13 protein-coding genes are annotated in these 12,929 nt (G+C 70.2%); 8 read left to right on the forward strand and 5 right to left on the reverse strand.

Features of this window, described 5'->3' with window-relative positions:
* The first annotated feature begins 2 nt into the window (after window positions 1–2).
* Together FHT36_RS04600 and lpxK are read left to right on the forward strand one after the other, a co-directional pair.
* Window positions 3–1,298, forward strand: coding sequence for a 3-deoxy-D-manno-octulosonic acid transferase (locus tag FHT36_RS04600; protein WP_169121289.1), 1,296 nt, complete (start codon window positions 3–5; stop codon window positions 1,296–1,298).
* Window positions 1,298–2,314, forward strand: coding sequence for a tetraacyldisaccharide 4'-kinase (gene lpxK / locus FHT36_RS04605; protein WP_246702001.1), 1,017 nt, complete (start codon window positions 1,298–1,300; stop codon window positions 2,312–2,314). Before FHT36_RS04600 ends, lpxK begins: the two co-directional genes overlap by 1 nt.
* Window positions 2,315–2,326: 12 nt before the next feature.
* Here the strand turns inward: lpxK and FHT36_RS04610 are convergent, their stop codons facing one another.
* Entirely contained in the window at window positions 2,327–2,698 is a 372-nt protein-coding gene (locus FHT36_RS04610) for a DUF423 domain-containing protein (protein ID WP_169121290.1), read from the reverse strand.
* 309 nt (window positions 2,699–3,007) lie between these two features.
* On the opposite strand from FHT36_RS04610, the gene acs reads away from it, so the two are divergent.
* On the forward strand, window positions 3,008–4,960 hold the full coding sequence (acs, locus tag FHT36_RS04615; RefSeq protein WP_169121291.1) for an acetate--CoA ligase: 1,953 nt from the start codon (window positions 3,008–3,010) through the stop codon (window positions 4,958–4,960).
* Between the two features lie 280 nt (window positions 4,961–5,240).
* On the opposite strand, the gene FHT36_RS04620 is transcribed toward acs, so the two are convergent.
* The 3 genes from FHT36_RS04620 to FHT36_RS04630 all read right to left on the reverse strand — a co-directional run bounded on the left by FHT36_RS04620 (window position 5,241) and on the right by FHT36_RS04630 (window position 6,559).
* Window positions 5,241–5,513, reverse strand: coding sequence for a hypothetical protein (locus tag FHT36_RS04620; protein WP_229645783.1), 273 nt, complete (start codon window positions 5,511–5,513; stop codon window positions 5,241–5,243).
* 105 nt (window positions 5,514–5,618) lie between these two features.
* Window positions 5,619–6,026, reverse strand: coding sequence for a TIGR02301 family protein (locus tag FHT36_RS04625; protein WP_348644374.1), 408 nt, complete (start codon window positions 6,024–6,026; stop codon window positions 5,619–5,621).
* Window positions 6,027–6,094: 68 nt separating this feature from the next.
* Window positions 6,095–6,559 carry an NUDIX hydrolase gene (locus FHT36_RS04630; protein ID WP_169121292.1) on the reverse strand — a complete coding sequence of 155 codons (465 nt, stop codon included), beginning with the start codon at window positions 6,557–6,559 and terminating at the stop codon, window positions 6,095–6,097.
* 190 nt (window positions 6,560–6,749) lie between these two features.
* Here FHT36_RS04630 and FHT36_RS04635 point away from each other — a divergent pair, with 190 nt between their 5' ends.
* From FHT36_RS04635 to FHT36_RS04645, 3 genes are all read left to right on the forward strand, one after another.
* Window positions 6,750–7,313: an HD family hydrolase gene (locus FHT36_RS04635; protein WP_169121510.1), complete on the forward strand. Its 564-nt coding sequence runs from the start codon at window positions 6,750–6,752 to the stop codon at window positions 7,311–7,313.
* A complete protein-coding gene (locus FHT36_RS04640) occupies window positions 7,310–7,816 on the forward strand; it encodes a tyrosine phosphatase family protein (protein ID WP_169121293.1) in 507 nt (168 codons plus the stop codon). The genes FHT36_RS04635 and FHT36_RS04640 overlap by 4 nt, the downstream gene beginning before the upstream one ends.
* 222 nt (window positions 7,817–8,038) lie before the next feature.
* The gene (locus FHT36_RS04645) at window positions 8,039–9,220 is read left to right on the forward strand and encodes an MFS transporter (RefSeq protein ID WP_169121294.1); all 1,182 of its coding nucleotides are present in this window, start codon (window positions 8,039–8,041) and stop codon (window positions 9,218–9,220) included.
* Window positions 9,221–9,227: 7 nt separating this feature from the next.
* Here FHT36_RS04645 and FHT36_RS04650 read toward each other — a convergent pair whose 3' ends face one another.
* Window positions 9,228–10,175, reverse strand: coding sequence for a methyltransferase domain-containing protein (locus tag FHT36_RS04650; RefSeq protein WP_169121295.1), 948 nt, complete (start codon window positions 10,173–10,175; stop codon window positions 9,228–9,230).
* Between the two features lie 77 nt (window positions 10,176–10,252).
* On the opposite strand from FHT36_RS04650, the gene FHT36_RS04655 reads away from it, so the two are divergent.
* A complete protein-coding gene (locus tag FHT36_RS04655) occupies window positions 10,253–11,299 on the forward strand; it encodes a ligase-associated DNA damage response exonuclease (RefSeq protein WP_169121296.1) in 1,047 nt (348 codons plus the stop codon).
* The gene (locus tag FHT36_RS04660) at window positions 11,296–12,927 is read left to right on the forward strand and encodes a cisplatin damage response ATP-dependent DNA ligase (RefSeq protein WP_169121297.1); all 1,632 of its coding nucleotides are present in this window, start codon (window positions 11,296–11,298) and stop codon (window positions 12,925–12,927) included. The genes FHT36_RS04655 and FHT36_RS04660 overlap by 4 nt, the downstream gene beginning before the upstream one ends.
* Window positions 12,928–12,929 lie beyond the last annotated feature (2 nt).

Genomic DNA, 12,929 nt, shown 5'->3' on the forward strand with positions numbered 1-12,929 from the left:
GCATGAAGGGGCGCAAGCTGCCTCTCACCCTCCGGGCCTACCGGCGGGCGAGTTCCGTGGCGGCGCTGCTGGCGCCGGCGTGGCTCTCCTATCGCGTCCGCAAGGGCAAGGAAGATCCGGCGCGCCTCTCCGAGCGGCGCGGTTATGCCAGCACCGAGCGCCCCCCGGGCCCGCTGGTGTGGGTGCATGGCGCCAGCGTCGGTGAGGTCATCTCCGTCCTGCCGCTGATCGAGCGGCTGAGCCAGCGCGGCTTCCGCGTACTGCTCACCTCCGGCACGCTCACCTCCAGCCGCGTGGCGGAACGGCGGGCGCCCCCCGGCGTCATCCATCAGTTCGTGCCGCTGGATGCCCGCTCCTTTGTCGCCCGCTTCCTCGACCACTGGTCGCCGGACCTCGTGCTGCTCGCCGAATCCGAACTGTGGCCGAACCTGCTCGCGGAGCTGGGCCGGCGCGGCACGCCCGTCGTGCTGGTCAACGGCCGGCTGTCCGAGCGCTCCGCCAACCGCTGGAAGAAGCTGCCCAAGAGCGCGCGGGCGCTGCTTTCACGCGTCGACCTGTGCCTCGCCCAGAGCGAGGAGGACGGCGCGCGCTTCCGGGCGCTGGGCACGCCGCGGGTGGAAGTCTGCGGCAATTTGAAATTCGACGTACCGCCCCCCTCCGCCGACCCGGCGGAGCTCCAGCGGCTCGACAAGGCGCTCGGCAAGCGGCCGATCCTGCTCGCCGCCTCCACCCATGAGGGCGAGGAGGCGCTGATCCTGGAAGCGCACGAGATCCTGACCTCCAAGATCCCGGAGCTGGTGACCGTCATCGCCCCCCGCCATCCCGAGCGCGGGCTGGATGTGGCGGCACTCGCCCAGGCGGCGGACCTCGCCACCCGTCAGCGCAGTCTCGGCGAGCTGCCGGACCGGGAGACCGACATCTACATCGCCGACACCATCGGCGAGCTGGGCCTGTTCTATCGCATGGCGCCGGTGGTCTTCATGGGCGGCTCGCTGGTGGAGCATGGCGGGCAGAACCCCATCGAGCCGGCGAAGCTCGGCGCGGTGGTGCTGCACGGCCCCCATGTGTGGAACTTCGCCAACATCTACGAGCGGCTCGATGCCGACGAGGGCGCGGCCGAGGTCACCGACGCGTTGGGCATCGCCCGCGCCGCCTATGCCCTCATCAAGGACCCGCAGCTGCATGGCGAGATGGCGGATGCGGCCCACGCGGCCGTGACGTCGCTGGGCGGCGCGCTGGACCGCACGCTGGTCGCCATCGAGCCCTATCTCGTCCACATCCGCTTGCAGGCCCGCTGATGCTGCGCGCGCCCGCCTTCTGGTGGCGCGACCGGCCGGGCCTAGTCGCCGCCCTGCTTTCGCCTATCGCCGCCATCATCGGCGGCGTGGCCCTGCGCCGGCTGGGGCAGGCCGGCGGCATGGTGGACGTGCCGGTGATCTGCATCGGCAATCCCACGGTGGGCGGCGCGGGCAAGACCCCCACCGCCATCGCCCTCATCGAGCGGCTCAAGGCGCGCGGCGCGCAGCCCTTCGCGCTGCTGCGCGGCCATGGCGGCGAGGCGAAGGCGCCCCTGCGGGTCGATCCTGCCCACCACACCGCCTCCGAAGTGGGCGACGAGGCCCTGCTGCTCGCCCGCCATGCCCCGACCATCGTCGCCGGCGGCGACCGGCTGGGCGGCGCGCAACTGGCGGTGAAGGCCGGCGCGACCCATGTGGTGATGGACGACGGCTTCCAGAATCCCTCCCTGCACAAGGACTGCACGCTGCTGGTGATCGACGGGGGCGTCGGCGTCGGAAATGGCTGCGTCACGCCGTCCGGCCCCCTGCGTGCGCCGCTTGCCCCGCAGCTGGCGAAGGCGGACGCGGTGCTGGTGATCGGCGGTGGCGCCCCCGGCGCGGCGGTGGCCGGCGCGGCCCGCGCGTCGGACCTGCCCGTTCTGAGCGGGCACCTCGCGCCCGAGGCGTCGGCCATCGCGGCGCTAAAGGGCAGGCCGCTCGTGGCCTTCGCCGGCATCGGGCGGCCAGAGAAGTTCTTCGCCACGCTGGAGGCGGAAGGGCTCAGCGTGGTCGGGCGCCACGCCTTTCCGGACCATCACCCCTACCGCCCCGAGGAGATGGCCTATCTCGCGGGCGAGGCGCGGCGCCTCGGCGCGCGGCTGGTGACGACGCAGAAGGACTTCGTGCGGCTGGGTCCGGAATTCACCGTCACCGCCCAGATCGCCCAGCTGCCGGTCAGCCTCGTGCTGGGCGGGGGCGATCGTCTCGACACCCTGATCGGCTGGGCGGAGGCCCGCGTCGCCGCCCGCAGGTTGTGACGCCGGACCGGCTCAGTGCCGCCGGGCGAGAAGCGCGGTCGCGGCCACCATCAGCCAGCCGAGGATCATGAGGCTGCCGCCAAATGGCGCAGTGCCGCCCAGGAGCTTGACGTCCATCAAGGCCCTTGATGCGAGATCGCCCGAAAAGAGAAGCGTGCCGAGCGCGATGGTGCTCGCCCCCACCTTCAGCAGCACGCCGCCGCGCGTGAGCTGGAGGGCAAGAGCGACCAGCGCCGCCAAAGTCGCGGCGTTGAACAGCAGGAAGTGCGACGCGGTCTCGAGGTTGGTGCCCCCGCCCACATGGGCCGCAGCAGCCGCGGACGCGACACCGGCCGCACCGAAAAGGCCGGCAAGAAGGACGAGAAGACGGGTCCAGAGGTCCATCGGGTGTATCCTGTCGGGCGTTTTCTGCGGCGCATCGCGGGCGGTTGTCTATACGCCCGGCGGGCCGATGGCGGGAGCCGCGCCGGCTGCGGCATCGCGCGCGGCCATTGCGGTGCGCCAGTGTGGATACATCCGAGGCCGAACGGGGGGTGCACCCCGGAGACCAACCAAGGGCTATGAGCCCAAAGTCTTGACCGGCGGTGCCTTGTGAAGCGTCGAGGCGCTCAGCATAATCCGCCCCAACCAAGGCGGGTACCGCCGTGAATGATGGACAGCGGACGAAGCGGTCCGCGCGAGGGAGGCAGAAGAATGTCCGACAAGGTCTATGACGTTCCGTCCCAGTGGGCCCAGAAGGCCTATGTGGACGACGCGCACTACCAGTCCATGTATGCCGCCTCGGTCAACGACCCGAACGCCTTCTGGGGCGAGCACGGCAAGCGGATCGACTGGTTCACGCCCTACACGAAGGTGAAGAACACTTCGTATGATCCGGGCCACGTCTCCATCAAGTGGTTCGAGGACGGCGTGACCAACGTCGCCTACAACTGCGTAGACCGGCACCTCGAGACCCGCGGCGACCAGGTGGCCATCATCTGGGAGGGCGACAGCCCCGACGAAAGCCGCAAGATCACCTATCGCGAGCTCTCCGCCGAGGTGAACAAGCTCGCCAACGTGCTGCGCAACCGCGGCGTGGAGAAGGGCGACCGCGTCACCATCTACCTGCCGATGATCCCCGAGGCGGCGTTCGCCATGCTCGCCTGCGCGCGGCTCGGCGCCATTCACTCCATCGTGTTCGGCGGCTTCTCGCCGGACAGCCTCGGCGGGCGCATCGCCGACTGCGGCTCCAAGGTCGTCATCACCGCCGACGAGGGCCTGCGCGGCGGCCGCAAGGTGCCGCTGAAGGCCAATGTGGACGCGGCCGTGAACCAGATCGAGGGCGGCGTGGACCACGTGATCGTGGTGCGCCGCACCGGCGGCAAGGTGGACATGACCCCCGGCCGCGACGTCTATTACGACGAAGCCGCCGCCATGGTGACGGACGAATGCCCGGCCGAGCCGATGAATGCGGAAGATCCGCTGTTCATCCTCTACACCTCCGGCTCCACCGGCAAGCCGAAGGGCGTGCTGCACACCACCGGCGGCTATCTCGTCTATGCGTCCATGACGCATCAGTACGTGTTCGACTATCACCCCGGCGACATCTACTGGTGCACCGCTGACGTGGGCTGGGTGACGGGCCACTCCTACATCGTCTATGGCCCGCTCGCGAACGGCGCCACCACGCTGATGTTCGAGGGAATCCCGAACTATCCGAGCGTGTCCCGCTTCTGGGACGTGATCGACAAGCACCAGGTGTCGATCTTCTACACCGCCCCCACCGCCATCCGCTCGCTGATGCAGGCGGGCGAGGAGCCGGTGAAGCGCACCTCGCGCGCCTCCCTGCGCCTGCTCGGCTCGGTGGGCGAGCCCATCAATCCCGAAGCCTGGGAGTGGTACTACCACGTGGTCGGCGAGGGCCGTTGCCCCATCGTCGATACCTGGTGGCAGACCGAGACCGGCGGCATCCTCATCACCCCGCTGCCCGGCGCCACCAAGCTGAAGCCCGGCTCGGCCACCCGTCCATTCTTCGGCGTCCAGCCGGAAGTGGTGGATGCGGCCGGTGCGGTGCAGGAGGGCGCCTGCGAGGGCAACCTCGTGATCGCCGACTCGTGGCCCGGCCAGATGCGCACGGTCTATGGCGACCATGAGCGCTTCGAGCAGACCTACTTCTCCACCTATCCCGGCAAGTACTTCACCGGCGACGGCTGCCGTCGCGACGCGGACGGCTTCTACTGGATCACCGGCCGCGTGGACGACGTCATCAACGTCTCCGGCCACCGCATGGGCACGGCGGAGGTGGAAAGCGCCCTCGTCGCCCATCCGAAGGTGTCCGAGGCCGCCGTGGTCGGCTTCCCGCACGACATCAAGGGCCAGGGCATCTATGCCTATGTCACCCTGATGGACGGCGTGGAGCCCACCGAGGAACTGCGCAAGGAGCTGGTGGCCTGGGTGCGTCGGGAGATCGGCCCCATCGCCTCGCCCGACCTCATCCAGTTCGCGCCGGGCCTGCCCAAGACCCGCTCGGGCAAGATCATGCGCCGCATCCTGCGCAAGATCGCGGAAGACCAGTTCGAGAGCCTCGGCGACACCTCGACGCTGGCCGATCCCGGCGTGGTGGAAGACCTCATCAGCAACCGCCAGAACAAGCGCGACGCGGCCTGAGGACACTTCCTCTGTGCTGTCATGCCCCGGCTTGTCCGGGGCATCCACCCTGCCGACGGACCGGTATCGACATCAATGATCCGGCCCGGCCGCTCCGTGGATCCCCCCGGACACGCCGGGGGATGACGGCGGTGAAAGCGAAACCAAGACCAAGCCGGCGTCCCTCGGGGCGCCGGTTTTCTTTTGAGCCGGCGCACAAGAAAAACCGGACGTTCGCGAGAACGCCCGGCGGGAGGAATGCGACGAAGAGAAAAGCGACGAGGGGGGCTCGTCGCGGCGCTCAGTGCGAGCGGCTGACCACCGTGTATTCGCCGGCGGCGACACGCTCGGCGACGCGCGCGACATATTCGGAGCTGGCGGCCTCGCCATAGGTGGCGACGAGGCTGCGCAGGGCGGTGAAGAGCGCGGCCTGCACCAGGCAGTCCTCGTCCAGCCCTTCGCGCACGGCCTCGACCCACGCATCGTTCAGATAGGTCAAGGCGGCATGACGGTCATCGGCGGCCATGTCCGAGATTTCGGGCAGGTCGATGACGGGGTTGGTCAAGGTGGACACGATGGGCTGCCTCCGCGCCGCAGAACCGAACGGCGCACCGGATATCTAGCACTTCACGCTGGGGGATTCAGGCGAGTTCTGACCAAAAGGTTAACACAGAAGGGGTCAATTCCCCCCATACCGCACCACGATTTCGTGAGTGAGCCGCCCGCCCTCGTCGAGCTGGCGATCCACCGCCACGCGCGCGGCCGGCGTGCAGCTGCGATAGACCTCGGCATAGCTGGAATAGCCGCGGTTGAAGCTGGCGATAATCTTGGCGCGGCGGGCATCCGAGGGCTGCTCGGTGTCGATGAGCGCCTGCATCTCGTTGCGCCAGCGCTGCGCCTCGGCGGTAACGCCGCACAGGGGCCGCAGGTAATGCAGGGCGCCGAGAATCTCCGCGAGCCGCATCAGGTCGCCGTCATAGGGCGGCGCGGCGCCTTCCGTCGGCCCGGCGGCGCGGGACGATGCGGGGCCGGCGAGCATGAGGCCGCAGGCGAGAAGAAGGGCGAGGAGACGAGAGGGCGCGCGCATCAGCATGGTTCCGCCGCCACTCCTGCGGCGCCCGCCGTCCGCGGTCAAGGGGGCGGCGAACCCGCGGCTCACATCTCGCCCATCAGGAGCGCGGCCTTGGCCACCACCTCGGCAAGCCCCTCGGTGGTGGTGAGGCCGGCGACCTCGTTGGGCCGGAACCAGCCGACCTCGGCCGCCTCTTCGCCCGGCATGGGCTCCCCGCCGCGCCAGCGGGCAGCATGGGCGAGCACCACGAAATGGGCCTTCAGCTCCCCCTCGCGGTTGCGGACGATGATGTCGCGGGCGGCGGCGAGGCCGACGATCTCGGCCTCGACCCCCACCTCTTCCATCAATTCACGCATGGCGGCCTCGGCCACCGTCTCGCCCGGCTCCACCCGTCCGCCCGGCAGGCTCCACAGCCCGGCACCGGGATTGGCGGCGCGGCGGGCGAGCAGCACCAGGGGGCCGCGGAACACGGCGGCGCTGGCGGCGAGCGTCGGGCGCACCTCCACCCGCGGGGGAACGGCCTTTTCGCTCTCATGGGTATCGGACATGAAGGGTCTCGGGCGAGGCTAGGCAGCCGGAGCCGTGACGGGCGGCTTGTGAGGTTTCGGCCGGAGCTTACCTTTCCCCGATCCGAGGAGCACGCGATTCGTGACTGAGCCTGACGTCCCCGCCAAACCTATTGCCAAACCCGTTGCAAAGACCGCCCCCCGCCGCGCCGCGCCGCGCGCGTGGCAGCGCATGCTCTCCGGCCGCCGGCTCGACCTGCTGGACCCCTCCCCCCTCGACGTGGAGATCGAGGACATCGCCCACGGCCTCGCCCGCGTGGCGCGCTGGAACGGCCAGACCTCCGGCGCCAACATCTTCTCGGTGGCGCAGCACTCCTTGCTGGTGGAGAAGATTTCCCGCCGCACCCATCCGGATCTCGATGCCCGCTGGCGCCTGTGCGTGCTGCTGCACGACGCACCGGAATACGTCATCGGTGACATGATCTCCCCGTTCAAGGCGGTGCTGGGCGGCGACTACAAGGCGGTGGAGGCGCGCCTCCTCAGTGCCATCTGCGTGCGCTTCTCGCTGCCGGTGGGCTGGCCCGATCAACTTTTGAAGATCGTCAAGGCGGCGGACCGCGCCTCCGCCTATTTCGAAGCGACGCGGCTGGCGGGATTCGCGGAGGAAGAGGCCAAGGCCTTTTTCGGCCGCCCGGCCCGCCTCGACGCTGGGGTGGAAAAGGATTATCTCACCCCCTGGGAGGCGGAAACGGCGAAAGCCCGTTTCCTCAAGAGATTCGAGGAGCTTGCGCCATGATCCATGTCTGCTCCCTCGCCAAGCTGCACGAAACGGTGGAACAGACCGGCGCGCGGCATGTCATCACCCTCATCAATGGCGGCACGGTGCTGACCCGGCCGAGCAACGTCGACCCCACCAACCACCTCTTCCTCGGCATCAACGACATCGCGGAGGAGATCGAGGGCCTGGTTGCCCCGGGCGAGGCCCACATGCTCGAGCTGTTCGAGTTCGTGCGCGCCTGGCCGCGGCAAACGCCGCTGGTGATCCATTGCTATGCGGGCATCTCGCGGTCGACGGCGGCGGCCTATGCCACGCTCTGCGCGCTGCTGCCGGATCGCGACGAGATGGAGCTGGCCCAGCGCCTGCGCCACGCCTCGCCCACCGCGACGCCCAACCCGCGCATCGTCTCCCTCGCCGATGCCGCGCTGAAGCGGGACGGCCGGATGGTCGCCGCCATTCATTCTATCGGCCGCGGTGCCGACGCCTTCGAGGGCGAGCCCTTCTCCCTGCCGGTGGCCTGAGGGGGCGGGGGGCGTCCCCGGAGGCGGGGTTTCGCGCGGGATTTCAGGTCTGCACCGGGCGCGTGGCCCGGAGAGAGGCTGCGCGCGGGCGCAACTCGCCTGCCTTGCGGGCGTCGGCTATGTTGCGCCGCAACTCCTCCCCGAAAGACCGAGCATCGGGCACCCTGCCTGCCACCCCTCGCTCAGTCGCCCTGCCCCGGCCGCCCCGGCCAGAGACCATTCATGCCCGCTTCTGCCCCGAGCCCGAACCAGCTTGGCTTCGCCCGCATCTTCGCCATGGCCGCCGCCGCCGGCATCGCGGTGGCGAACATCTATTACAACCAGCCCATGCTGGCGGTGATGGAAGCGGACCTGCCCGGCCCCCTGACGCCGCTGGTGCCCACAGTGACGCAGCTCGGCTATGCCGCCGGCCTGTTCCTGCTGGTGCCCCTGGCCGACCAGATGGAGCGGCGGCGGCTCATCGTCGTGCATTTCGTCGCCGTGGCCGCGGCCGCCGCCCTCTCCGCTCTGGCGCAGGGCGCGCTGGCTTTGCTCGCCGCGTCGCTCCTGCTCGGCCTCGGCTCCACGGTGGCGCAGCAGATCGTGCCCTTCGCCGCCCATCTGGCGCCGCCGGAGAAGCGCGGCGCCACGGTGGGCACCGTGCTCTCCGGCATCCTCGCCGGCATCCTGCTCAGCCGCACCCTCGCCGGCTTCGTCGCCGCCCATGCGGGCTGGCGCGCCATGTTCTGGCTGGCGGTGCCCATGGCGCTCGCCGCGGCGGCGCTGATGGCGGCCATGCTCCCGCGCAGTAAGCCGGAGGGCACGCTGAGCTATGGCAGCCTGATGGCCTCGCTCTTCGGATTGTGGAAGGAGTTCCCGACGTTGCGGCGGGCGGCGATCACGCAGGCGCTGATCTTCGCCTCCTTCATCGCGTTCTGGACCATCCTCGCCTTCCGGCTGGAGGGACCACCCTTCGGCCTCGGTGCGGAGGCGGCGGGCCTGTTCGGCATCCTCGGGCTGGTGGGCGTGCTCGCGGCGCCCCTGTTCGGCCGCTTCACCGACCGGCGGGGTCCGTCCAGCGTGGTGGTGCTCGGCACCGTGCTGGCGCTCGCCGCGTGGCTGTTCTTCTCGCTGTGGCCACAGCTGGCCGGCCTGGGCGTCGGCGTGGTGCTGATCGACCTCGGCATCCAGAGTGCGCTGGTGGGCAACCAGCACCGCATCTTCGCGCTCAGGCCCGCCGCCCGCGCCCGCCTCAACACCATCCTCGTGGGCACCATGTTCCTCGGCGGCGCCTTCGGCTCGGCCGTGGCCACGATGGCATGGGTCTGGGGCGGCTGGGCCGCCGTCTGCGCCACCGGCCTGATCCTGTGCGTGGCGGCGCTCGCCATCACCCTGCTGTCGGGACGGAACGCCGCCAGAGGCTGAAGCGGCCTCAGCCGGCCGCCAGCACACCCACGAGGCCCGGCACCGGCACGCTTTTTTCCGAGCGGGTGGAGGCCCGCTCCAGCAGGACGACGTCAAGACCGACCTCCTGCGCCAGCGCGCGGACATATTGCTCGGCGTGGGCATAGCGCAGCGTCTCGCGCAGCAGCACGCCTTCGCCCTCATGGGTCTCCAGCGTGAAGGCGAAGAGGCCCCCCGGGGCCAGCGCGGCGCGGGCGGCGAGGAAGATGGGGGCGAGATCGCCCACATAGCAGAGCGCATCGGCGGCGATGACCAGATCGAGGCCGCCGGCCGGCATCGCCCCCAGCGCCGCGCCCATCTCGCCGGCTTCGAGGGCGGCGTAGAGGCCGAGCGCCCGTGCCTTCTCCAGCATGGCGGGGGAGAGGTCCACCCCGTCGAGCCGCTCGACCAGCGGCGCGAACAGCACGCCGGCAAGGCCCGTGCCGCAGCCGAGATCCAGCGCCGCGCCGAAGCGCAGCTCCCGGCCGAGGGCATCGCATGCGGCCCGCACCGCTTCCAGCAGCAGCTCGGGGCCGCGATAGGAGAGTTTCTCACGCAAAGCGGTATCGAAGCGGTCGGCATATTGATCGAACAGGGTGCGCACATAGGCCGCCGACATGACGCCTTCCCCGGCCCCTTCCGCCCCTTCCGGCGCCCCGCCGAGCCGCGCGCGGCGCAGCCCCGCGCCCAGCCGGTCGGCGGGATCGAGCGCCAGCGCCCGGCCATAGGCCTCCCGTGCCGCCTCGCTTTCCCCCTGCCCTTCCCGCGCCTCGCCGAGCAGGAACCAGGCGGCGGCGAAATTCGGCGCCGCCTCCACCGTCTCGGCCAGAAGCTCGGCGGCGGCGGCGAAATCGGCTTCGGCCAGGAAGGCGCGCGCCCAGTCGAGCCGTCGGTCGAGGACGGGATCACCTGATGTGTCGAAGGCAGCAGCGGACAAGCTCGATCTCGCAGTTTGGGAACCTCGCGCAGGCGCGCAAGTCTCCCCATATAGTGGTGAACCCGCCCGATAAAGTGATGCGCCCGGAAGACCTCCTCTGCCCCTCGCCCAAGGGCCTCTACAGCCCGGCTGGCGACTTCTATGTGGACCCCACCCGCGCCGTGCCGCGGGGGGTGATCACGCACGGCCATTCGGACCATGCCCGCGCCGGCCATGCCCACGTGCTCGCCACCCGCGAGACGCTGGACATCATGGCCCTGCGCATGGGGCCGGGCTTCGCGGGCGCGACGCAGGCGCTTTCTTATGGGGAGGAGATCACCCTCAACGGGGTGAAGGTGAGCCTTCATCCCGCCGGCCATGTGCTCGGCTCGGCGCAGGTGCGGCTTGAGAAGGACGGCCTCGTGATCGTGGTGTCCGGCGACTACAAGGACGCCGCCGACCCCACCTGCGCGCCGTTCGAGCCGATCCGCTGCCATGTGTTCGTCAGCGAGGCGACGTTCGGCCTGCCGGTGTTCCGCCATCCCCCGGCGGCGGGGGAGGTGGACAAGCTCCTCGCCTCGGTGCGCATCTTCCCCGAGCGCACCCACATCGTCGGCGCCTACTCCCTCGGCAAGGCGCAGCGCATGATGGCGCTGATCCGCCGGGCGGGGCACGACGCGCCGATCTACGTGCACGGGGCGCTGGTCAACATCACTGATTATTATGCGAGTTGCGGCATGGATTTCGGCGAGATCCTGCCGGTGAAGGGCGCGCCGAAATCCGCCTTCGCCGGGGCCATCGTCATCGCCCCACCCTCCTCCATGACGGACCTGTGGGCGCGGCGCTTCGCCGATCCTATCACCTGCTTTGCCTCCGGCTGGATGCGCGTGCGCGCCCGCGCCCGGCAGCGGGGGGTGGAACTGCCGCTGGTGGTGTCGGATCACGCCGACTGGGATGGCCTCACCGCCTCCATCCGCGCCACCGGCTGCGAGGAATTGTGGGTGACGCACGGCGCCGAGGACGCCCTCGTCCACTGGGCCCAAACCCGCCAACTCCGCGCCCGCCCCCTCCACATGGTCGGCTACGGCGAGGAGGACGAGGAGGCGGTGGTGCCGGCGCCGGAGGGGGAGGCCCCCGCCCCATGAACCGCTTCGCCGCGCTGCTCGATCGCATGTCCTATGAGGCCGGGCGCAATGCCAAGATCCGGCTCATGGCGGACTATTTCCGCTCGACGCCCGACCCCGAGCGCGGGCTCGCGCTGGCGGCGCTCACCGGGGCGCTGTCGTTCGCCAATGCCAAGCCCGGCGTGGTGCGCACGCTGATCGCCGAGCGGGCGGACCCGGTGCTGTTCGAGATGTCCTACGATTATGTGGGCGACCTCTCGGAGACCGTCGCCCTCATGTGGCCCCGGCCGGAGGGGGCGCGGCCCCACGCGCCGCTGCTGTCCGAGATCGTCCACGGCCTCTCCACCTTCTCCAAGGTGTCCCTGCCCCGGCATCTGGCAGACTGGCTGGACGGCCTCGACGAGACCGGCCGCTGGGCGCTCTTGAAGCTCATCACCGGTTCCATGCGGGTGGGCGCCTCCGCGCGCCTTGCCAAGACCGCCGTGGCGAGCCTCGGAGCGGTGACGCCCGACGAGGTGGAGCTGGTCTGGCCCGGCCTTGAGCCGCCCTATGAGGAGCTGTTCGCCTGGGTGGAGGGGCGCGGGCCGCGGCCGGAGACCTCCAACCCCGCCCCGTTCCGCCCGGTGATGCTGGCCCACGCCATCGAGGAAACGGACTTCACCACCCTCGACCCGGCCGCTTTCAGCGCCGAATGGAAGTGGGACGGCATCCGCGTGCAGGCGGTGGCCGGCACGGGCCCGGACGGGGTGCATGTGGTGCGGCTCTATTCGCGCACCGGGGAGGACATCTCCGACGCCTTTCCAGACATGGCGGAAGCCATCACCTTCGACGGCGCCATGGACGGCGAACTGCTCATCGTCCGCGATGGCCGGGTGGAGCCGTTCAACGTGCTCCAGCAGCGGCTGAACCGGAAGACGGTGACGGTGAAGATGCTGGCGGAATTCCCCGCCCACATCCGCGCCTATGACCTGCTCGTGGACGGCACGGACGATCTTCGCGAGCAGCCTTTCGCCGCCCGTCGCGCCCGGCTGGAAGCGCTCGTCGCCCGGCTCCAGACCCCGCGCATCGACCTCTCCCCCATGGTGCCCTTCTCGACCTGGGACGACCTGACCGCCGCCCGAAGCGATCCCGCCTCCGCCGGCGCAGGGGCGGATGCCGGGGCGGTGGAAGGAGTGATGATCAAAAGGGCCGACAGCCCCTATCTCCCCGGCCGGCCCAAGGGGCCATGGTGGAAGTGGAAGCGCGATCCGCACACGGTGGATGCGGTGCTCATGTATGCCCAGCGCGGCCACGGCAAGCGTTCGTCCTTCTATTCGGACTACACCTTCGGGGTGTGGACGATAGGAGACGAGGGCGAGGATGTGCTGGTGCCGGTGGGCAAGGCCTATTTCGGCTTCACCGACGAGGAATTGAAGCAGATCGACGCCTTCGTGCGGCGCGCCACCATCAACCGCTTCGGCCCGGTGCGCGAGGTGGTGCACGAAAAGGACGAGGGACTGGTGCTGGAAGTGGCCTTCGAGGGCCTGGCCCGCTCCACCCGCCACCGCTCCGGCATCGCCATGCGCTTCCCCCGCATCGCCCGCCTGAGGTGGGACAAGCCGCCGGGCGAGGCGGACCGGCTGGAGACGCTGGAGGCGTTGCTGGGGTAGGC

Source organism: Xanthobacter sp. SG618, assembly GCF_012932745.1.
Taxonomy (GTDB): Bacteria; Pseudomonadota; Alphaproteobacteria; order Rhizobiales; family Xanthobacteraceae; genus Xanthobacter; species Xanthobacter flavus.